This is a genomic window from Pedococcus sp. P2_E4 (genome assembly GCF_056403935.1).
The window spans coordinates 1-19,249 of record NZ_JBFUEO010000052.1 but is presented as its reverse complement, the minus strand read 5'-3'; the positions used below and the strand labels follow the sequence as shown (position 1 = coordinate 19,249).

Here is a 19,249-nt window from a genome sequence, read left to right as displayed (position 1 = left end):
CCCGCGGCCTGGCCGCGGCCGCCGCCGGAGGTTGCGGAGGGCACGGACTGCGCGGCGACCAGCTCGGCGCGCAGCGACTCGGCCTCGGCCCCCGGCCCGGTGCCGAGCTCCCGGCGAAGCGTCAGCTCCAGCCGCTCGAGCTGACGCATCGCTGCCCTGACGTCGCCGCGGTCGGCATGGGCCCGCGCCAGTGCGAGGTGCGCCTGCTCATCGGCCGGGTCTGACTCCAGCAGCGCCTCCCACCGCCCCGTCAGCCGCAGGAGGTCGCGGTGGAGCTGCTCCAGCGACTCCCGAGGGGCGTGGACCCAGGGCTCGTAGACGTCGTCGGGGAGCAGGACCCCGGTGTAGAGCGACAGCGCAGCGGCCGCGGCCTCGGGCGCCGCAGCCTCGGCGAGCGCCGCTTCGGCCGCGAGGCGGAAGTCGACCGCGTCGACGACCACCTCGGCGTCGGGCAGGAGCTCGACGAAGTCGTGGTGCAGGACGACGCCCTGCCCGGCCGCCTCTCCCAGGGCTCGCCGCGCGTAGTGCGCTGCCTGGTGGAGCCGCGGACCGGCAAGGTCTGGCGTCAGGTCGGGCCACAGGGCGTCGATGACCTGTTCGCGGTGCAGCCGCCGTCCCCTCGCCAGGGCAAGCACCTTCACCAGGGTGCTCGCGTTGCGGYGGCTCCACTGCTGGTCCGTGACCACAGTGCCGCCGACTGTTACGGAGAACCCTCCGAGGAGACTGATGCGCGCATCCATGGCCGGTGCCGATCTCAGGGAGAAGGGTTTCAACGCTAGCGACCCGCGCCGGGCGTGTCAGCAAGGACGAGGTCCTCGAGACCGGCCTGCGTGGAGTTCGACTGACGCTGTTGGCGCTCCGGGCGCGACAGGCCCGGCGGGCGCGGCAGGCCCGGCGGGCGCGGGGGCAGGGACTGCAGCAGCCCGACCTCGTCGCTCATGGCCGAGCTGACCTCGCGGAGCAGCTGCTGGATCTCGCTGGCACCCCAGTCGTAGCCGGCGATGCGGTCGCTCACCTCGAACAGCTGGAGCGACAACGCGTCCCGCTTCGCCTGGTACCCGGCGAGCGCGATCGCCTCGGGCTGTTCCCCGGCCCACGTCGCGAGCAGCGCGTCGGAGAGCAGCTCAGCGTCGCGCAGGGCGTCGGTCATCCCGTGGGTCGTGATGGGGTCACGGAAGTAGCCGGCGTCACCGACCAGCGCCCAGCCCGGTCCGTGGGACCGGCGGATGTGCCCCGCCTGACCGGACCACCCGTGCAGCCGACCCGCCCCGGTCGCGGAGGCCAGTCGCCCCCGCAGCCGGGGTGCCGCCGTGCCGAACAGCTGCGTGAAGGCGGCGTCCGCCCCGGCACGGCGCGCCGCCCGCAGCCTCTCCGGTGTGGTGCCCACGAAGACGCAGGTCTGCCCGTCGTTGGTCGGGATGAGGCCGGCCGCGGTGCCGGAGCCGTAGGCCCATTCGTAGCCCTCGGTCGGCAGGTCGTCGAAGTACCCGTAGAGCACGGCTCCGTGGGACGTCGAGAGCCGTTCCACGGTGGCGTCCGCCGCGTTCGCGATGGTGGACCTGACCCCGTCGGCACCGATCGTGGTCCGCCCGTATGCGGTGAAGGCCCGGTCGGCCTCGATGCCCTGCACGCCCACGACCCTTCCGTCGGGGTCGGTGAGCAGGCCGGTCACGGTGACGCCGTGGCGCACCTCGGCCCCTGCCTGCACGGCGGCGTCGACGAGGATGCGGTCGAGGACCTGACGCCGGGGTGCGTAGAGGGCAGGGACGCCCTGGCTCGCCCGGATGGAGATGCGGACGGGGGCGCTGGCCGGGTAGTGGAAGAGGGTCCGGGTCACTGGCGGAGTGCCCGCGGCGGCGACCTGGTCGAGCAGCCCCCACCTCGACAGCTGCAGCACCCCCGCCCGCATGAGGCCGTGGGTCGAGAGGGTGTCAGAGCCGTACGTCGAGCGCTCGAGGAGCAGCACCTTCGCCCCCGCCCGGGCGAGGAGCAGGGCGGTCGAGGCACCGGCCACCCGGGCGCCGACGATGACGGCGTCGTAGGTCTTCATGACGCACGCCCCTCGAGTCGCTCGTCGCGGGTTCCGGACTCTTCGCCCGGCCCGGACGTGGGGGCCACCACGCGAGCCGACGCGGGGGCAGACGTGGGGGCCGACTCGGCAGCCAACTCGGGAGCCGTCTCGGCGCGCGACGCGCGGGTGGCGCCCACGAGGTCGGAGACCACCATGGCGGCGTCGTGCCCGGCCCCGTCGACCATCCCCGAGTCCCGGCGGTGCTGGAACCTCTGGCCCACGACGTAGACGCCCGGGGCCTCGGTCCGGCCGCGGCGCTGGCGGATCGAGCCGTCAGCGGCGGTGATGGGCAGCTTGAGCCACGGACGGCTCTGGCGGTAACCAGTCGCGAGCAAGACCGTCCCGATCCCGGCGGTCGGGAGGTCCAGGGACGCGGGCGCGTCGTGGAGCGCCACGGCGCGCGGACGCTCGGCCGGCCAGACCTCACGAGTCAGCCCGCTCTGCTGGATGTGCCGGTCGACGGTGTCGAGGAACCGGTGCATCCGGTCGTCCGCGCTGCCGACCGAGTCGACCAGGTCGTCGGCGAAGCTCACCTGCTGGCCGTCGGCACCGACCAGGTGACCGGTCAGCCGGACACCGCGCGCCTGCAGGGTGCCGAGGTCGAGGTTGCGGGGGCCGCCGTGGTGACCTCGGCGCCCGATGAGCTGCATCGAGGGCTCGCGTCGCGCCGCCTCGGGGTCGGCCACCTGGTCGATGGTGCGTGCGGTGCGGCCGGTGCGCTCCAGCCACCAGTAGATGTCCATGCCCCGGTAGTCACGAGGCATGCGGTTGTGTCGACCCACGGCCAGCACGACCTCGCGGCCCGCAGCCGCCAGTTCGTCGGCGATCTGGACGCCGGAGGCTGACGCCCCGACCACCAGCACTCCGCCCTCGGCCAGCTGCCGGGGGTTGCGGTAGTCGGCCGAGGTGGTCAGGTGGACGTCGGGGTCCAGTCCCTCCACGGCAGCCGGGACGCGGGTCTGCCCGCCCGGTCCTGTCGCCACGACGACGTGACGAGCCAGCCAGGTCGCGCAGTCCGTGACGACGCGGTACTTGTCCCCCACGGCGCTGACCTCCTCCACGCGCACACCGGCGAGGACAGGGGCACTGAAGCTCGCGGCATACCTCTCGAGGTAGTGCACGAACTGGGAGGCGCTCATGAAGTCGTCGGCGTCGCGGCCCTTGTGGGCCCACCCCGGGAGGCGGGCCATCCAGTTCGGGGTGAGCAGGTGCAGTGAGTCCCAGCGGGCGGTGCGCCAGCTCTCGGCGACGCGGCCGCGGTCGAGGACCACGTGGTCGCGTCCTTCGAGGGTCAGAAGCCTGCTGACGGCGAGGCCTGCGTGGCCGGCACCGATGACGACGGTGTCGATGGCGGGCATGGTGGTGCTCCTTCTGGGTGCGTCCCCGGCCGGGGTCGCCGGCCGGGGACGTGCCCTGGTTGTCCGCTCAGCCGGTCACGACGGAGACGGAGACGGGGGTGGGGTTGGTGAGGACGTCGTAGACGGCGGAGCGGCGGCGCGACTGCTCGACGATGCCGCGCAGCGTCTCGTCGTCCGCGTCACCCTCGATGTGGAAGGTGGCGCGGATGCCCTGGTAGCCGTTGCGGACCGAGCCGTCGGACAGCCCGAGGATCCCGAGCAGGTCGATGTCGCCCTCCACGGTCGAGGTGACCTTCGTGAGGGTCACGCCACGGGCTGAGGCGATGTTGGCGATTCCGGCGGTGAGGCAGGCGGCCAGCGCGTGGAGGAGGTACTCCACCGGCGTCGGGGCGTTGTCCGCGCCCGTGAGGACGACCGGGTGGTCGGCGTCCAGCACCGTCTCGTGCGTGTGCGTCAGCTCCTGGCCGGCGCCGTAGAAGCCGTGGATCCGCGACTGGCTGTGGGTGCCTGACTGCCAGGTGTTCTCGGCGCGGAACTGGAACTTCGCGATGTCGTTCTGTCCCTTGACCGCGTCGAGGGTGGCGAAAAGGGTCGCCACGTCCACGCCGTTGATGGACTCAGGGGTTGCGTATGCGGTGTTGCTCAAGGTCGTTCACTCCTCAGGTGTGCCGGTGGTGCCGGCAGGTTGGTTGATGGAGTGGACGGTAGGAACGGCACCTTCCGGCGACCTTCCGCGACGGATGGCTGGCTGGCTCGGCGGCGGAAGGTTTGGCTGTTTGGGGCTGGCGCGCGGAAGGTCAGCGGAAGGCGGCCTCGTCACCCTCCTTGGCACCACACCAACCAAGGAGCTGACATGAGTGAGATCACGACGATGTTGATGACCGAGCACCGCCAGGTGGCGCTCGACGCCCAGCACCCGATGAGGGCGATGGCGTATGACGTGGCGCTGGCGCGCAAGCTCGCGCGCCGCAAGCGCTGGCGCGGGTTGTCACGTCTGCGACTGGCGGCCGCGCCAGCGGCCGCGCTCGACAGCGGGTGCTGAGTTGGGGTTCTGCCCTCTCACATCCCTGTCCTGCACGACGATCGGCTCCCGAGGCGCACACCGCGCCCCGGGAGCCGACTGCTGTCCTCTGACAGCCTGCTGTCCCCCAGCCGCCGTTCTCGATCGGCCTGCTGAACTCGATCGGCCTGATGTCGTCGGGTCAGGTCCCGGACGTCACCACTTGACCCACTGGCCCGTCTCGTCCAGTCGCTGCCAGGAGCTGGAGCCGCCCTCGTAGAACCAGGAGGCCATCTGCCACCGGTGGCCGTCGTGGCCCGGGACCACGCCTACGGTGATGTTGGTGATGAGCCGGCCCTTGGTGTCGGGGTGCTCTGGGTTCCCGTCGCCGTACACGTCATAGTCGACGGCCATCTGCACCAGGAACGCCGCCCCCTCCTGGTAGTCGGCTTCCATGTAGTCGCGCTTGGCGGTGATGGTGTACTCGCTCACCTTGGTGGCACGCATCATCGTGCGGTCGTAGGCCGACCACGTGTTCCCGAACGTGGGCACCTTGTCCTTGACCGCCTTGGCATAGCCGGCGTGCCGTTTCGGGGTCATCTCCGCGACCCACATGCCTGCAGTCCGCTTCGTCGGCAGCTTGGAGAAGTCCAGGTGCGAGCGGTGCATGAGCCCGTCGAGCCAGACGGCTGCGCTGCGCTGCTCGGCGGGGCTGAGCATGAACTGAGAGGCGGGTCCAGTCTTGATCTTCGGCTTCGCCGCGTACACCTTCGGGTCGGTGCCCGGGTTCCGGCTCATCGCCGCCGTCGCCGTCGTGTTGGGGGTGGTCGTCGTGCTGACGGTCGAGCCCGCCGTCGTCTTGGCCGCCACGGGCTGGGCGGCGGGAGACTTAGTGGCTCCGCACGCAGCGGAGGTGGTGATGGCGACGAGCATGGTCAGTGTGGCGGCAGTGCGGCGCGGATTGCGCATGGGTGCGAGCGGCCCTTCGATAGATCTAGGTCCGAGGCGGGGTGGCCCACGGCGCGCATGATCGTGCCGCGCGACAGGTGCGTCTCTGTCCGAACACGCCACTTATGTCCATGTATGAGCCGAACGGACGAAGTATGCGAAATCGGCTCCCACAACAGCGTCCGAACCGATATCCGGCGCCCTCGCGCCTGACCGAGGGCGCCAGCAGAGATGAGGCCGCGGCGCCGCTTGGGGTGCGCCGCGCGGCAGGCCGCAGACGTCGGCTACCCTTCCTCAGGCGTGGCCTCCGGCACCATCGGGTCTCAGCGAGTCCTGCGGTAGGGGCGCCACCACAACCCCGCCCTCGTAGCTCAGGGGATAGAGCACCGCTCTCCTAAAGCGGGTGTCGGCAGTTCGAATCTGCCCGAGGGCACCACCACAAAATCGCAGGTCAGGTGGGATGCATGCATGCTTCGGCCCTGGTACTTCGCTGCCACGGCTCCGGCTGATGCTTGACAGTTGTTTCAGCTGATCCTTGACGCTCTTCATCATGTGGGAGTTGAGCGTGACTGAGCAGAGGGTCTGCTGGGGCTGACGCTCACAAGAGCGTCGCGAAAGATCCTGACCGCTTAGCTGGCGGAGATCGAGCAGGGGCGGGAGCTCGCCCACAACACCGACATCGACCAGTAGGCGGCAGTGGGGGCCGCACACGCCAGGTGAGCATCACCATCCTTCGTGGTCGTGAGATTCGATCGCGGCTATGAGCCGGCGCACCCACAGCTCCCGCGGGCGATGAGCGCGCCGTTGAAGGTGCGGTGGATGATCCCGTCGCGCCTGATGACGTGTCCGACGGCGCACGAAGCCATTCGGTCGACGGGTTGGCGGACGGTCGTCAGCCCGGGGTTGGAGTACGCGGCGGCCCTGGTGCCGTCGATGGAGGCAACGGCCAGCTCCGCAGGGATGCTCAGCCCCAGCTGGGCGGCCGCACTGATGACGCCGACCGCCTGGACATCGGAGGTGGCCACGATGGCGTCCGGCCGACCGGGCGCGGTCAGCAGTGAGTGCGCCGCTTCGTACCCTCCGCTGTACGTGAAGGGTGCGTTGATGCAGGTCGGCACCTCGTCGCCCGCGGCCCTCAACGCTCTGCGCCAGCCCTTGGTGCGCGCTTCGCTGACGAGCAGGTGCGACGGACCCGCGACGAGGGCGATGTCGCGGTAGCCGTGCTCGAGAAGATGCCGGGTCGCGATCGCTGCACCGCGGTCGTGGGCGAAGCGGACTGTCGAGACGTTGCTCTCGTCGGGCAGTCGGTCCATTGCGACGATGGGGGTGCTGCCGCGGCTCCAGGGCGTGAGGTCGCGGTCGGTGCTGGCGCTGACGAGGATGAGGCCGTCCACTCGACGCTGCGTGAGGTCGTCGAGGTACCGCTCCTCATCTACGAGGCTGTCCGAGGTGTTGCAAATCAGCAGGGCATAACCCTCGCGGGCCGCGGCGCGTTCGACCGCATGCGCGAGCTCGGCGAAGAACGGGTTGGACGCGTCCGGGAGGATCAGGCCCAGGGCATGGGTCCGTCCGAGCTTCAGGGACCGGGCGCGGCCGTCGGGGCGGTAGTCCAGCTCGGCAATGGCGGCCTCGACCTTCCGGCGTGTGGGCGCGGAGACCGGGCGTGGGCCGTTGTTCAGGACGTACGACACCACAGGGGGTGACACCCCCGCGAGCCTGGCCACGTCGTCGCGCGTCACAGCCCGGCGAACCAAGGGTGGGTGGGCAGACGCCCCCGCGGACGGGGGAGCCGGGCGATGCCCGACCCCCCCGTCTCGTGGCGGCCTCGACGTCACGAACGACGCAGCAGCGAGTCGAGCTTCTCGGCGGTGAGCTCGTACGGGTGCGGTTCCACGTCGAACGAGCTCGAGGTGGTCTCGTTGCGGGGGATGCCGAGCCGGTCGAACAGCAGCGCCCTGGCCTTCTTGTCGTTCTCCGACTCCTGGATGGCGTAGGTCAGGACGTCGTCGATCGCGTGCTCAGGGACGACGATGGCGCCGTCGCCGTCCGCGACGACGAGGTCCTCGCGGTTGACCCGCTGGCCACCGATCTCCACGGGCATGCTGTGGCCGCCCCACTCGACGCGACCCTGGTACATCGGCTGGACGATCCAGCGCGACCAGATCGGGATCGCCTTCTGCTCGAGGGTCTCGTCGGAGTCGCGGGTGCCTCCGTTGGTCAGCACTCCCCGGGCGCCCAGAGCGGCCCAGATCATGGAGTCCATGGAGCCCACCGCGGGGGTGGGAGTGTTGCACGTGTCGACGACGAGGAAGCTGTGCTCGTCGAATTGCTCGGCCAGGTCGTTGCCGAACACCTCGCCGTACCAGTACTCGTAGGCCCACTTGGTGTAGTCCTGCGGAGTCATGGTCGGCACCTGCTCCTGGGTGGGGATGTGCCGGCAGGTGACGGCGAAGCCGGCTGCCTTGGTGCGCCACAGGGGCCGGATCTCGGGAGACACGGTGCCGAAGTGGTGCAGCCCGACCCAGTCCAAGCCGTCACGGATGTCGGTGACGCGGAGCTTGGAGACGGTGTCGAGGATTTCCTTCTTGCGTGCGCTGTCGAGCGCCATAGGACTAGCCTTTCTCGATGTAGTGCTGAGGGTTCAGTGCGGATGGGGTGTATGCCGTGGCAGCGGCCATCCCGGTCAGGTCGAGGTCTGGACCGCACCTCCTCCCGGTGGCTCCTGTGGCTCGTGCCGCAGGAGCCGCCGTGCGCCGGCACGCTCCATGTCGGCCAGCTGCGCCACGCGGCGCAGCACGTCGTCGGTGCCATCGAAGGTCGCCGAGACGTAGGCGTCCAGCGCGTCCTCGGCGATGCGTCGACCGACGATCCATGCGCCGAGGCAGGCGACGTTGACGTCGTCGTGCTGGACGCCCTGACGGGCGACGTGCGTGTCGTGGATGACGGCGGCGCGGATGCCGGGAACCTTGTTAGCGGCGATGGCCGCGCCCACCCCGGTGCCACACACGAGGACCCCTCGCTCGACGGAGCCGTCGGCCAGGAGGTCGGTGACCCGCTGGGTCATGACCGGGAAGTCGACTGGTTCGTCGGTGTCGGTGCCGACGTCGACGACGTCGTGCCCGCCGCGGCGGAGGTGCTCGATGACGATGCCCTTGAGGGGAAGTCCGGCGTGGTCGTTGGAGACGGCGATGCGCATGGTCGGCTAGCCCTTCAGTCCGGTGGTTGCGATGCCCTCGACGAGGAGCTTCTGGAAGGCGATGAAGACCCCTAGGACCGGTAGCAGGGACAGCACCGACATGGCGAACAGGGCGCCGAAGGCGGACCCGGACGTGGTGTCGATGAACGCCCGGAGGGCGAGTGGGACGGTGTAGAGCTTGGCGTCGCTGAGGTACAGCAGGGGCGTGAAGAAGTCGTTCCAGGAGTAGATGAACGTGAAGATCGCGGTGGTCGCCAGAGCTGGCTTGGACAGGGGCAGGATGATGCGGAGGAAGATGCCCAGGTGACCGCAGCCGTCGACCCTGGCCGCCTCGTCGATCTCCCGGGGGATCGCCCGGAAGAACTGCACGAGCAGGAAGACGAAGAACGCGTCGGTGCCGAGCAGCTTCGGGACGATGAACGGGAGGTAGGTGTTGGTCCAGCCGAGTTCCCTGAAGAGGATGTACTGGGGGATCAGCAGCACGTGGTGCGGCAGCATGAGCGTCCCCAGCATGATGGCGAACCACAGCTTCTTCAGCCGGAAGTCGATGCGGGCGAACGCGTATGCCGTGAGCGTGCACGCGATCAGGTTGGCCGCCACACACAATGCGGAGACGAGCATCGAGTTGGCGATGAACCGCCAGAACGGCACGCCGGACAGGCCCGCGAGTCCTGTCGTGAAGCCGTCGAGAGTGAAGTCGGAACCGGGCCAGAGGCCGGCGTCGTTGATCCGGGTGTCGGATCGCAGCGAGGCGCCGAGCATCCAGGCCAGCGGGTAGAACATCACTGACCCGGCGGCGATGAGGGCAAGGTGGGTCAGGAACTTCTTGGGCGGGGTGGTGCGCAGCCGCGTCGCCGTGTCGGACCGGTCCTGACCGTGGGTGCGGGTCTGCGCGGACCTCGAGAGGATGCTCATGACTCTTCCCCGTAGTAGACGAATCGGCGACTGATGCCGAAGAGCAGCAGGGCGGCGGCGCCGACGACGACGAGCAGGAACCAGCCGAGCGCGGACGCGTACCCCATGTCGAAGTCCACGAACCCGCGTTGGTAGAGGTACAGCGTGTAGAACAACGTGGAGTCGGCGGGGCCGCCGCTGCCGTTGCTGACGATGTAGGCGCTGTTGAAGGCCTGGAACGCTCCGACCATGTTCATCAGGACGTTGAACAGGATCACCGGGCTCAGGATCGGCAGGGTGACCGAGACGAACCTGCGGATGGGCCCGGCTCCGTCGAGCATCGCCGCCTCGAGCAGCTGCACCGGCACCTGCTTGAGCCCGGCGAGGTAGATGATCATGGCGGCCCCGAACTGCCACACGTTCAGCACCACGAGGGTGTAGAGCGCCGTGCCGGGACTGCCGATCCACGAGGTCGTCGCATCGATGCCGATCGCTCGCAGCAGCCCGTTGAACAGGCCTTCGGCGCCGAAGACGAAGCGCCACAGGATGGCGATCGCGACCGAACCCCCGATCAGCGAGGGGATGTAGAACACGGTCCGGTAGAAGGCCAGGCCGCGCACCCCCTTGTGGAGGACGGTGGCGAGGAACAGTGCGAAGACCTGCACGAGGGGGACGGAGACCACCAGGTAGGTGAGGGTCACCTTGAGCGACGTGCGGAAGCGGTCGTCGACGGTGAACATCTGCACGTAGTTGTCCCACCCGACCCAGCTGGGTGATCCCAGGATGTTGTACTCCGTGAACGACAGGTAGAGCGAGACCAGGACGGGGCCACCGACGATGAACACGAAGCCCAACAGCCAGGGAGTCATGAACAGGTACCCAGCGACGGTGTCCCGCGTGGCGGCGCTCACCTTGCGCCGCCCCGGCGCTGTTTCTGTAAGGGGTGGGACCCTTGTGTCGACAACCATGGCTGGCTCCGTCCCGCTCGTCAGCGAAGGGCCGAGTCGGCCTTGGCGAAGAAGGCGTCGGCAGCGGCCTGTGGCGTCATCTTGCCGAAGGCGACCTGCGAGTAGATGCGGGTCAGCTCGCTGGTGAGCGTGGCCAGCCCGTCCGGGTAGTCGGTGTTCGCCAGGTCGCCGCGCTTGGTGAGGTCCCGCAGGATCGTGACGTTCTGCTTGACTCCAGCCGGAGTCGCGGCGTCGGAGAGCAGTGCCTCCTGGTTGGCGCTGTTGGTCAGGATCCCGTTGTCGGACTGGAAGGCCAGGGCAGCGGACTTGTCGTTGGTGAAGTGGTCGATGAACGAGGCGGCAGTCGCCTGGTTGTCGCACTTCTTGGGGATCGACAGGCCGTTGGTACCGAGGACGTTGGTCGAGACGGTCGGGCTCTCCGAGGGCATCGAGACACCCTTGACGGATCCACCCAGCTTGTTGGCGGCCAGGGCCTTCTCGGTGATGTACATGTGCGGGATGTCCCGCGTGGCGGAGGCGGCCACGCCCTTGGCCATTGGTGTCTGCTCGAGGGAGAGGGTCTGTTCGGGGATCATGCTCGGCGGCACGGTGACCCCGGCCTTCTGGAGGTCCAGCCAGTACTGGAACCAGTCGACCAGCGTCTGCTTGTCGAAAGCGAGCTTCTTGCCGTCGAACATCTTCTGGTCGTGGGCCAGGACCCATGACGTGAAGGAGAACATGTTGGGGCCCTCGATCTCACCGGCGTACTTGCCCTTCGGCAGGCCCTGCTGGACCTTCTTGAGCCAGTCGGCGTACTGCTCCCAGGTGAGGTCGTCGGTCGGGGCGGGCGCCCCCGACGCCTTCACGAGGTCGGCGTTGTAAGCCAGGACGCGCACGAACGTCCCGGTCGGGATCATGTACTGCTTCCCCTCGACCTGCCCCGCCTTGAGGACATCCGGCGGGATCTGGGACACGTTGATCTTCTTGCTCTTGATCAAGTCGTCCAGCGGCAGCAGGACACCCTTGTCGGCATACGGGGCGATGAACGTGCTCTGGGTCCCGATCACGCAGGCCAGGCCACCACCCGCCGCCCGCACGGTGAGGCGTTCCACGTAGGACACGTAGTCCGCTACGTCTGGAGTCACCTTGGTGCCCGCGTGGGCGGACTGGTATTCGGCGATCACCTTGTTGACCTTTTCCGCGCGCGCCGGGCTGCCCCAGAACGCGTACGAGATCGAACCTCCCACGGGCTTGTTCGCGGACTCCGCAGAATCCGCGCCACAACCCGCCGCGAGGCTGGCGGCAGCGGCGACCGCGACGAGCGCGGAGGCCTTGGTGACGAATGGCTTGGCCATGCTGGTTCTCCTCATTGAGATGGTGCTGCCGCCGGGCGGCAACCGAATGGGTGCTACCGCCTGGCGGCAGGTCAGGGGGCGGCGGGGATGGGTTGGTCTTGCGGGTCGGGAGCGGGTTGGGCTCCGCGTGACATAACGGACAGGGAGGCGGCCATGCAGGCTCGAGACGTGGCCACGTCCAGGGGATCACCCTGGGCGATGGCGGCGGCGAGGGTGCCGGCGAACGTGTCGCCGGCGCCAGTGGAGTCGATGACCGATGCGACGGACGTCGCACGTACGAAGGTGGGGTGGCCCGCGACGCAGCAGACTGCGCCCCTGGCCCCCAGGGTGACCACGGTATTCACGGAGTAGCGATCAGCCAGGGCGCTGGCCAGTGCGAGGTCGTCCGCCGCTGTATCGGCATGGCCGGGCACGAGGGTGCGGGCTTCCCCGCGGTTCACCACGAGGATGTCGACCCACTTGACGAGGTCGTCGGGCAGCTCCACCACGGGCGACCAGTTGAGAACGACCCTGGCCCCCGCCGCGGCTCCCGCATTCACTGCCACGCGCAAGGTGTCGGCGGGTACCTCGCACTGCAGGAGGAGGACGTCGTCAGCCTTGAGCTGCACAAGACCGGACCGGACGAAGTCCGGCGTGAGCCCGCCGTTGGCGCCCGGGTCGACGACGATCGAGTTGTCGCCCTTGTGGTCGACCACGACGATGGCTGTACCGGAGGGCCCGTCCAGCCTGTCCAAGTGACGGCCCTGCACCCCATGGGCCTCCAGCTCCGAACGCAGCCACGTCGCCGAGGCGTCGCTCCCCAGAGCCGCCACGAGCTGGGTGGGGGTGCCCGCGCGGGCAGCTGCGACAGCTTGGTTGGCACCCTTGCCGCCGCTCGACCGCGAGCTGGCCAACGCCAGGACGGTCTCCCCCGGCCGAGGCAGGGCCTCGACAACAAGGACGTGGTCCTCGTTGACCGAGCCGACCACCACGACTTGCGGACTCAGCGCCATCGCTTCCGACCTCCAGGCTGTGCTCGTTCTACTCGTGTAGATTGAGGAGGACTCTACACGAGTAGATTCACACGTCAAGACCCAATTTTCCTCTCCTCGGGGGCTGGTTGTGGAGAGCGGGACCCGCCTGCGACGTCTACGCCTGGCGGTCGTGGGGGCCGCAGGACTCGCGCGGCACCAGCTGGAAGGTCGAGTTCGACACGCGCCCCACCTTTCTCTCCAAGGCGGCACCGGGCCCTTGGTGAGGTCCCTGGGTGAAGGCCTCGAGCGCCTCCTTGGCGATGGCGCGACGCGGGACCTCGATGCTCGTGAGGCTGGGCACGGCATAAGCTGCAGTGGCTGTGCCTTCCCCACTCACCAAGGCGAGGTCGTCCGGCACCCGGACGCCGAGATCCGCGGCAGCGCGCAGGATTCCGACCGCTTGGGCGTCAGAGTCGACGTACACGGCGGTCGGTGGATGCGGACGGTCGAGCAGCTGGCGCAGCACGCCGTAGCCGCCCTCGTGACTGATGCTCGGGGCGACCATCAGGCTCTCGTCGACCTCGAGACCCTGCTCGTGCAGGGCGCTGGCCCACCCTTCACGCCGACGCCGCCCGGCGGCCACCCCGGCCGCGCCACCGACGAAGGCGATCCGCCGGTGTCCGTGCTCGACCAGATGCAGCGTCGCTGCGCGAGCTCCGTTGACAGCGGCCTCCGGCCGGTCGATCACCACGACCTCGGTGCCCAGGTCGACCAGCCACTGGAAGTCCTGGGTCGGGTCGACACTCATGAGCACCACCCCGTCCACCCGCCGGCCGGCGAGAAACTCCAGCTGCTGCCGCTCGGCAGTCGCATCCCAGTCCGTCGAAGCGATGATCATCTGCTGACCACGCTCAGAGGCGAGCTCGCTCAAGGCATGCGTCAGCTCACCGAAGTGGGGCAGGCTCACGTCCGGCAGCACCACCCCGATGAAGTTGCTGCGCCCCGTACGCAGCTGTCTGGCCACAGCGTCCGGTCGGTAATCCAGCTCGTCGATGGCCGCAAGCACCCGCTGCCGGGTCTCGACGGCGACGGGCCGGGGTCCGTTGTTGACGACGTACGACACCACCGCGACGGAGACCCCCGCGCGGCGGGCCACATCGTTGCGTGTCGCCACCATGCACCGAGCGTAGACGAGCCGTCCCCTACCGGGACGCCCGCACAGGGCCCGCGCCTGGACGCCGAGTCCCTGACTGCTACGCGTTACGCCCACGGCGAAGAGCGGACGCCGCTTCGTTCCGTTCATAACCCAGAAGCGCGATCGCCTCCTGCACCCTTCGCCACGTCTCTTCGCGTACAGGGACCTCCCTACAGCCCCCGCGACACAGTCGCAGAGCTCACACCGGCCAGACGAGCGACGTCCTTGATGGTCGGCGCAGAGGCTCGCCCCGGGTCGGTGGCTTCGAGTAGCCGCTTCCTTCCCGACCCCCTGACATCAGGTGATTTGGACGACGTCTGGTTCGTCGCAGACCTGCAGCGCGTGTGCGGCAGAGGTGAGTAGGCCACGGCCCCGATCAGGTACCCGGGAGGTACCCCCAGGGTTCGAAACAGCCAGAACCACCCGGCACGCAGGGCGAAGAAGCCCGTTGCAGTGCAATGGAGTCCGCGTTGGCGCTCAACCCCTGTCGGACTCCTAAAGCGGGTGTCGGCAGTTCGAATCTGCTCGAGAGCAACCCGTTTCAACAACTCTGACCCTGAACGAGTGGGTTCTGATCTCGACAGCCTGTGGCGCCGTGCCGTCGCGACGCGCGTGCCCGCGGTCGGGCCTCGCGCTGCGGGCCCGCGCCATACGCGCACCCCACCCGCCCCGCAAGGCGCAGGCACCGCATGGCAAGGCGGGGCACCTTGAACCTCAAGGTGCCCCGGCTCGAATCGACCGGGATCAGGGAGCGGGATACGCCTTCGGCAGTCGCATGCCGCGCTCGGCCATGATGTCTCGTACGTGGTTCGGGTAGTCGGTGATGATGCCGTCGACACCCATGTCCATCAGCGCCCCGATCGTGGCGTTGTCATCGCAGGTCCACGGGATGATCTTCAGGCCGCGCTGGTGCGCCTCGGAGACCATCGCCTTGTCCGGGTGGAAGCGGAAGTTGGGGTCGCCGACCTTGCCGTTCTGCGGGAAGCCGTAGTTCGGCGACACCGCCGTCAGACCGGGCACTGCCGCCTCGGCCGTCTTGACCAAGTCACCTCCGTAGGTGTCGGAGTCGACACCGCCCAGCCACGGAGAAGCACCAGGCTTGCCGACCTGAAGGAAGTCGTAGTTCGTCAGGGCGACCAGCGGCCAGGCGGGGGCGAAGCTGTGCATCAGCTTGAGTGCACCCCAGTCGAAGGACTGGATGCTCACCTGTCGCTCGATGCCGGAGGCGTGGATCTCCTCGTAGACCCGGCGGACGAACTGCTCACGTGGGGCCGTCTGCTCAGGGGCACCGGCTTCCACCTTGGTCTCGATGTTGAGCTTGACCTGGTTGGCGCGGTAGTCCTTCACGAGGTCCAGGACGTCCTTGAGTTCAGCCATGCGCCAGCCCTTGACCTGCTCCTGCTGTGGGAAACCCGGCAGCTGCTCGTAGCCACAGTCCATGGTCTTGATCTCGGCGAGGGTGAGGTCCTTGATGTACTTGCCCACGTAGGGGTACATCGGGTCGCCCGGGAATGCCGGCGCAGTGTCCTTGCACTTCTGGGCGCTGATCTGTCGGTCGTGGGTGACCACGACCTTGTCGTCCTTGGTGACCTGGGTGTCGAGCTCCAGGGTGCTCACGCCCAACTGCAGCGCCTTGGCGAACCCGGGCAGGGACTCCTCCGTCGTCCTACCAATGCCACCACGGTGGGCTTGGAGGTCGAACTGCGTCTTCTGTGGCAACACGCCGGGACCAGCGGGGTCGGGCGTGGCCTGAGCCACGCCAGTGACGGACAGACACACGCAGGCCGCACCAACTGCGGACACAACAACTCGTAGGGATCTCATGTCCCGGACGCTAAGAGGGGCACCAACGAGTTCGCTGCGCCTGGGTGAACCAGGGCACAACAAGCGGTGTCCCTCCCCCGCCCCAACAGGTCAGGCCGCTGTTCAGGCAACCGGTGGACGCCCGACGTGTCCGGTTCACGATCCCTTCGTAGCGTCGCAGGACCCCACGTTTCCCCGAGAGGAAGGGTTCTCATGAACCGCATCCGCACCCGAGGCGCTGCCCTGACAGCCGCCATCGCCCTCGCCGCGGGCACCACCGCAGCGGCTACCGCCCATGCCGCCGAGCGCAGCGAGCAGCACCCGGCAAACACCGATCTCGCGAATAGCTTCGGCAACGTCACGCGCAATACGGACTGGCAACTGACCAGCAAGGTCAAGCTGAGCTTCCCCACGTTCCACACCGAGGGCATCGCCTTCTCCCCGGACCACATCTTCCTGTCCTCGGTCGAGATCCTTGAGCCCACGGTGAAGTACCCCACCCCTCAGGGTGGGTATGACCGCACGGCCGGCAAGGGCATCGGTCACCTCTTCGTGATGGACCGGAAGGGCAACCTCCAGAAGGACATCACCCTCGGCGAGGGCGATATGTACCACCCCGGCGGCATCGACTTCGACGGCACCAACGTCTGGGTTCCCGTCGCGCAGTACCGCCCGGACTCCAGCGCCATCATCTACCGGGTCGATGCCAAGAGCCTCGACGTCCACAAGCAGTTCGAGGTCAAGGATCACTTCGGCGGAATCGTCTTGGACAAGGAGACCGGCCACCTGCTCGGCAACACGTGGGGCTCCCGTCGCTTCACCGAGTGGACTTCTACCGGCAAGGAGCTGAGGAAGTGGGACAACCCCAACTTCTTCATCGACTACCAGGACTGCCAGTACGTGCCAAGCCGCAAGATGCTCTGTGCGGGCGTCACCAACCTGCCCCAGACCCCGACGGCAGGCGGAACTGGCGCCACCTACGAACTCGGCGGCGTGGCAATGATCGACCTCAAGTCCCACCGGGTCACCCGTGAGATCCCCTTTCAGAAGTGGTCCACCGGCGGGCACGTGGCCACCCGCAACCCGTTCAAGATGACGGCTGCGGGCAACCACCTCACGATGCGCGTCGCCCCCGACAACGGCGAAGAGGGCAACGGCACCGAGATCCTCACCTATGAAGCATCCGTGACCAGCTGATGCTCCCGGGCTCGACCCGGCCCACCGCGTTCGCCGGTGGCGCCGGGTCGAGCCATGTTCCACAGGCGAGGCCGGGTTCCACCGGCAAGGACGGCACGAGCGTTGACATCAGGACTGCGCGGCGAGACCGTTGCAGTACAAGACCAATTCACATGGTCGGCGGGGGAAGGCACCAGCATGGAAATCCCACAGTCCCCACTGATGTGCAGGTGGAGCATCCACCACCGCTGGGAGAACGCGCACACCTCTGACGGCGAGCGCTACGTTCGATGTTCATGCTGCCTCAAGGAGCGTTGGACAACGCCCAAGGGCACCGTCCAGGTCGGGCCCAGCATGGCCGCGTGGAACGGCGGGGCCTACTGAACCACCCGCCATACGACTGAACCACCCGCCATACGACACCAGGCCATCTCACCGGTGCGCCGCCCGCACCGGTTAGCCCCTCACCGGTGCGTCGCCCTCACCGGTGCGTCGCCGCCCGATCCTTTCGCGCGGCCACCCTTCGAGCAGCGAGTCCCATCGCGGCGCCCACCCCGAGCACGACTCCGATGGCGACGCAATAGAGCAGCCAGTTGATGAAGTAGTAGCCGCCCTCGCCTCCGATCGGCTCTATCGCTGAGCCGATCTCGATGAAGACGACGGTAGCCAGGGCCCCGACCAGGTCGGACACCAGGAGCACCCGCCACCGAGCTGAGCGTCCGAGCACGAACCCCCACGCGATGGTCGCGAGCACGGCCACGAGGAGGGGCAGCACGACGTACCGGCCGGACTCGCCATCCGGATAGTCGGCGCGGCGCCAGAAGACACTGACCACGACCGGGACAGCCAAGGCCAGCAACCATGCAGCCAGCCACAACCCAAGCCGAAACCGTCCGAGCCAAGCGGACCTCATGCCTGATGGTCCTGCGTGGGCTGTCGGCTGTCCACCGCGGCACCGGCGCCTCGGCGCGCTCATGACTTGCGCTCGATCGGCCCCGCGAGGACGTGAGGGGAGCACCATGGGCAGGACACAGGAGGTGGCCATGACCAGTGACGACGGCACATTCGTCCTCCAGCCCGGCGAGGGTCGCAGCATCGACCTGGGCGCCTTCTCCATGACCGTCAAGGCCTCAGCCGCCGAGACCGGCGACGCCTTCACGCTCCTCGAGGCGGACGAACCGCCCGGCTTCGGCCCACCCCTGCACATCCACCACGGCGCGGCGGAGGCGTTCTACGTCCTCAAGGGCGAATACCGGATCTTCATCAGGGAGCAGGAGTGGCGATGCCCCGCCGGCTCCTTCATCTACATCCCGGCCGGGGTCACGCACGGCTTCCGGGTGGGCGACGCCCCCAGCAGCAAGCTCAACCTCTACCTGCCGGCCGCCATGGTGGGATACTTCGACGACCTCAGCGAAGCGCTCAGCACGGGCGATGACGACCCGTCTCGGGTCGAGCGCATCGCCACGCGCTACAACATGGAGGTCGTCGGTCCGGTGCCCGAGAGCTATGTCTGAGGACCTCGAGGCCGGCCGCCGCGCAAGTCGGGCACACGGGGCAAACGGAACCAAGTCCTAGGACTCGATACTTAGAATCATCGACCGAACGGAGGAGGTGCTTAGCGCACCTCGTACGTGAAAATATGGACATGCCGGGGAAAATGGTCACGTTCCTCCTCGGTGCCCAAGGGGGCGACGAGGAAGCCTTCGCATGCTTGCATGCGGTGACCAACCCTGTCCTCGTCCGCTATTTGCGTGTGGTTACCGACGGTGACCCCGCTCCCATCGCCCAAGCCACCTGGGCCAGCCTGCTCGACGGCCTGTCGATGCTGGATGCCGACGATGACGACGACTGGCTCGAGGTTGCCGTCGGTACCGCGCGAGAGCATGCAGTCGTAGCCGGCGCCCTGCGAACCACCGCCACGCCCGTGACGGACCCTGGCGCCCTGCACACCACCGACCACGAGCCCGACCCCGTGGACGCCGGCGTCGCCATGCTGCGCGCCTGCCCTCCGGCCGTCGCCGACGTGCTCGCGATGGGCGTGGTGGCCGGGCTCGGACGAGACTCGATCGCCAGGATCGCCGGGCTGGAGCCGACCACGGTGTTCGCGCTCGTGAACGAGGGCCAGGACGCTCTCGGCCTGCCGCTCGAGACGCTGAGCGCATCGTTGCGAGTGCCCGGCAGCCATGCCGAGGTCGGCGAGCTCGCCGCGGTGACGCCGCTGTTCGAGGCGCAGTCACACGCCCCTCGGGCCGTCGCGTGGGGTGCTGTCACGATGGTCGGCGCCACGGCGGCCGGCGCCACGGCGGCCGGCGCCGGGGTCGCAGTTGCCGCCCCCGCCGCCGCACCCGTCGCC

At 68.5% G+C, this 19,249-nt stretch carries 20 protein-coding genes and 1 tRNA gene; 5 read left to right on the top strand and 16 right to left on the bottom strand.

Annotated features, from left to right (window positions below):
• From AC1DV7_RS16675 to AC1DV7_RS16660, 4 genes are all read right to left on the bottom strand, one after another.
• On the bottom strand, window positions 1-635 hold a 635-nt coding region (locus tag AC1DV7_RS16675; protein WP_477598444.1), incomplete at its 3' end, for an AfsR/SARP family transcriptional regulator.
• Between the two features lie 140 nt (window positions 636-775).
• On the bottom strand, window positions 776-2,050 hold the full coding sequence (locus AC1DV7_RS16670) for an NAD(P)/FAD-dependent oxidoreductase (RefSeq protein WP_477598442.1): 1,275 nt from the start codon (window positions 2,048-2,050) through the stop codon (window positions 776-778).
• Window positions 2,047-3,429, bottom strand: coding sequence for an NAD(P)-binding domain-containing protein (locus AC1DV7_RS16665; RefSeq protein WP_477598440.1), 1,383 nt, complete (start codon window positions 3,427-3,429; stop codon window positions 2,047-2,049). The genes AC1DV7_RS16670 and AC1DV7_RS16665 overlap by 4 nt, the downstream gene beginning before the upstream one ends.
• 67 nt (window positions 3,430-3,496) lie before the next feature.
• Window positions 3,497-4,075 carry an OsmC family protein gene (locus AC1DV7_RS16660; protein ID WP_477598438.1) on the bottom strand — a complete coding sequence of 193 codons (579 nt, stop codon included), beginning with the start codon at window positions 4,073-4,075 and terminating at the stop codon, window positions 3,497-3,499.
• 207 nt (window positions 4,076-4,282) lie between these two features.
• On the opposite strand from AC1DV7_RS16660, the gene AC1DV7_RS16655 reads away from it, so the two are divergent.
• A complete protein-coding gene (locus AC1DV7_RS16655; protein WP_477598436.1) occupies window positions 4,283-4,471 on the top strand; it encodes a hypothetical protein in 189 nt (62 codons plus the stop codon).
• A 174-nt stretch (window positions 4,472-4,645) separates the two neighbouring features.
• Here AC1DV7_RS16655 and AC1DV7_RS16650 read toward each other — a convergent pair whose 3' ends face one another.
• On the bottom strand, window positions 4,646-5,362 hold the full coding sequence (locus AC1DV7_RS16650) for a hypothetical protein (RefSeq protein WP_477598435.1): 717 nt from the start codon (window positions 5,360-5,362) through the stop codon (window positions 4,646-4,648).
• Window positions 5,363-5,737: 375 nt separating this feature from the next.
• Between AC1DV7_RS16650 and AC1DV7_RS16645 the strand changes: the two genes are divergently transcribed.
• Window positions 5,738-5,813, top strand: a tRNA-Arg gene (locus AC1DV7_RS16645).
• Between the two features lie 322 nt (window positions 5,814-6,135).
• On the opposite strand, the gene AC1DV7_RS16640 is transcribed toward AC1DV7_RS16645, so the two are convergent.
• From AC1DV7_RS16640 to AC1DV7_RS16595, 10 genes are all read right to left on the bottom strand, one after another.
• On the bottom strand, window positions 6,136-7,101 hold the full coding sequence (locus AC1DV7_RS16640) for a LacI family DNA-binding transcriptional regulator (protein WP_477598445.1): 966 nt from the start codon (window positions 7,099-7,101) through the stop codon (window positions 6,136-6,138).
• Window positions 7,102-7,208: 107 nt separating this feature from the next.
• Complete coding sequence (locus tag AC1DV7_RS16635; protein ID WP_477598433.1) at window positions 7,209-7,985, bottom strand: RraA family protein; 777 nt, start codon at window positions 7,983-7,985, stop codon at window positions 7,209-7,211.
• A gap of 75 nt (window positions 7,986-8,060) precedes the next feature.
• Window positions 8,061-8,573 carry an RpiB/LacA/LacB family sugar-phosphate isomerase gene (locus tag AC1DV7_RS16630; protein WP_477598431.1) on the bottom strand — a complete coding sequence of 171 codons (513 nt, stop codon included), beginning with the start codon at window positions 8,571-8,573 and terminating at the stop codon, window positions 8,061-8,063.
• A gap of 6 nt (window positions 8,574-8,579) precedes the next feature.
• A complete protein-coding gene (locus AC1DV7_RS16625; RefSeq protein ID WP_477598430.1) occupies window positions 8,580-9,488 on the bottom strand; it encodes a carbohydrate ABC transporter permease in 909 nt (302 codons plus the stop codon).
• The gene (locus AC1DV7_RS16620; RefSeq protein ID WP_477598428.1) at window positions 9,485-10,378 is read right to left on the bottom strand and encodes a carbohydrate ABC transporter permease; all 894 of its coding nucleotides are present in this window, start codon (window positions 10,376-10,378) and stop codon (window positions 9,485-9,487) included. The genes AC1DV7_RS16625 and AC1DV7_RS16620 overlap by 4 nt, the downstream gene beginning before the upstream one ends.
• Before the next feature lie 77 nt (window positions 10,379-10,455).
• Window positions 10,456-11,769: an ABC transporter substrate-binding protein gene (locus AC1DV7_RS16615; protein ID WP_477598426.1), complete on the bottom strand. Its 1,314-nt coding sequence runs from the start codon at window positions 11,767-11,769 to the stop codon at window positions 10,456-10,458.
• Between the two features lie 71 nt (window positions 11,770-11,840).
• Window positions 11,841-12,761, bottom strand: coding sequence for a ribokinase (locus AC1DV7_RS16610; protein WP_477598425.1), 921 nt, complete (start codon window positions 12,759-12,761; stop codon window positions 11,841-11,843).
• A gap of 136 nt (window positions 12,762-12,897) precedes the next feature.
• The gene (locus AC1DV7_RS16605; protein WP_477598423.1) at window positions 12,898-13,899 is read right to left on the bottom strand and encodes a LacI family DNA-binding transcriptional regulator; all 1,002 of its coding nucleotides are present in this window, start codon (window positions 13,897-13,899) and stop codon (window positions 12,898-12,900) included.
• A gap of 188 nt (window positions 13,900-14,087) precedes the next feature.
• Window positions 14,088-14,285, bottom strand: coding sequence for a LacI family DNA-binding transcriptional regulator (locus AC1DV7_RS16600; protein ID WP_477598421.1), 198 nt, complete (start codon window positions 14,283-14,285; stop codon window positions 14,088-14,090).
• 376 nt (window positions 14,286-14,661) lie between these two features.
• Window positions 14,662-15,675, bottom strand: coding sequence for a glycerophosphodiester phosphodiesterase family protein (locus AC1DV7_RS16595; protein WP_477598420.1), 1,014 nt, complete (start codon window positions 15,673-15,675; stop codon window positions 14,662-14,664).
• A gap of 258 nt (window positions 15,676-15,933) precedes the next feature.
• Between AC1DV7_RS16595 and AC1DV7_RS16590 the strand changes: the two genes are divergently transcribed.
• Complete coding sequence (locus tag AC1DV7_RS16590; RefSeq protein ID WP_477598418.1) at window positions 15,934-16,917, top strand: DUF6454 family protein; 984 nt, start codon at window positions 15,934-15,936, stop codon at window positions 16,915-16,917.
• 460 nt (window positions 16,918-17,377) lie between these two features.
• Here AC1DV7_RS16590 and AC1DV7_RS16585 read toward each other — a convergent pair whose 3' ends face one another.
• Complete coding sequence (locus tag AC1DV7_RS16585; protein ID WP_477598417.1) at window positions 17,378-17,746, bottom strand: hypothetical protein; 369 nt, start codon at window positions 17,744-17,746, stop codon at window positions 17,378-17,380.
• Window positions 17,747-17,939: 193 nt separating this feature from the next.
• Here AC1DV7_RS16585 and AC1DV7_RS16580 point away from each other — a divergent pair, with 193 nt between their 5' ends.
• Window positions 17,940-18,410, top strand: a complete 471-nt coding sequence (locus AC1DV7_RS16580) for a cupin domain-containing protein (RefSeq protein ID WP_477598415.1) — start codon at window positions 17,940-17,942, stop codon at window positions 18,408-18,410.
• A gap of 206 nt (window positions 18,411-18,616) precedes the next feature.
• Window positions 18,617-19,249, top strand: a 633-nt coding sequence (locus AC1DV7_RS16575) for a hypothetical protein (protein WP_477598413.1), incomplete at its 3' end; no start/stop codon positions are given.

Bases quoted from the DNA above. Each gene is read 5' to 3' on its own strand.
- AC1DV7_RS16650 (WP_477598435.1), bottom strand. From the start codon at position 5,362: ATGCTCGTCGCCATCACCACCTCCGCTGCGTGCGGAGCCACTAAGTCT.
- AC1DV7_RS16625 (WP_477598430.1), bottom strand. From the start codon at position 9,488: ATGAGCATCCTCTCGAGGTCCGCGCAGACCCGCACCCACGGTCAGGAC.
- AC1DV7_RS16635 (WP_477598433.1), bottom strand. From the start codon at position 7,985: ATGGCGCTCGACAGCGCACGCAAGAAGGAAATCCTCGACACCGTCTCC.
- AC1DV7_RS16590 (WP_477598418.1), top strand. From the start codon at position 15,934: ATGAACCGCATCCGCACCCGAGGCGCTGCCCTGACAGCCGCCATCGCC.
- AC1DV7_RS16580 (WP_477598415.1), top strand. From the start codon at position 17,940: ATGACCAGTGACGACGGCACATTCGTCCTCCAGCCCGGCGAGGGTCGC.
- AC1DV7_RS16670 (WP_477598442.1), bottom strand. From the start codon at position 2,050: ATGAAGACCTACGACGCCGTCATCGTCGGCGCCCGGGTGGCCGGTGCC.
- AC1DV7_RS16665 (WP_477598440.1), bottom strand. From the start codon at position 3,429: ATGCCCGCCATCGACACCGTCGTCATCGGTGCCGGCCACGCAGGCCTC.
- AC1DV7_RS16605 (WP_477598423.1), bottom strand. From the start codon at position 13,899: ATGGTGGCGACACGCAACGATGTGGCCCGCCGCGCGGGGGTCTCCGTC.
- AC1DV7_RS16610 (WP_477598425.1), bottom strand. From the start codon at position 12,761: ATGGCGCTGAGTCCGCAAGTCGTGGTGGTCGGCTCGGTCAACGAGGAC.
- AC1DV7_RS16630 (WP_477598431.1), bottom strand. From the start codon at position 8,573: ATGCGCATCGCCGTCTCCAACGACCACGCCGGACTTCCCCTCAAGGGC.
- AC1DV7_RS16655 (WP_477598436.1), top strand. From the start codon at position 4,283: ATGAGTGAGATCACGACGATGTTGATGACCGAGCACCGCCAGGTGGCG.
- AC1DV7_RS16615 (WP_477598426.1), bottom strand. From the start codon at position 11,769: ATGGCCAAGCCATTCGTCACCAAGGCCTCCGCGCTCGTCGCGGTCGCC.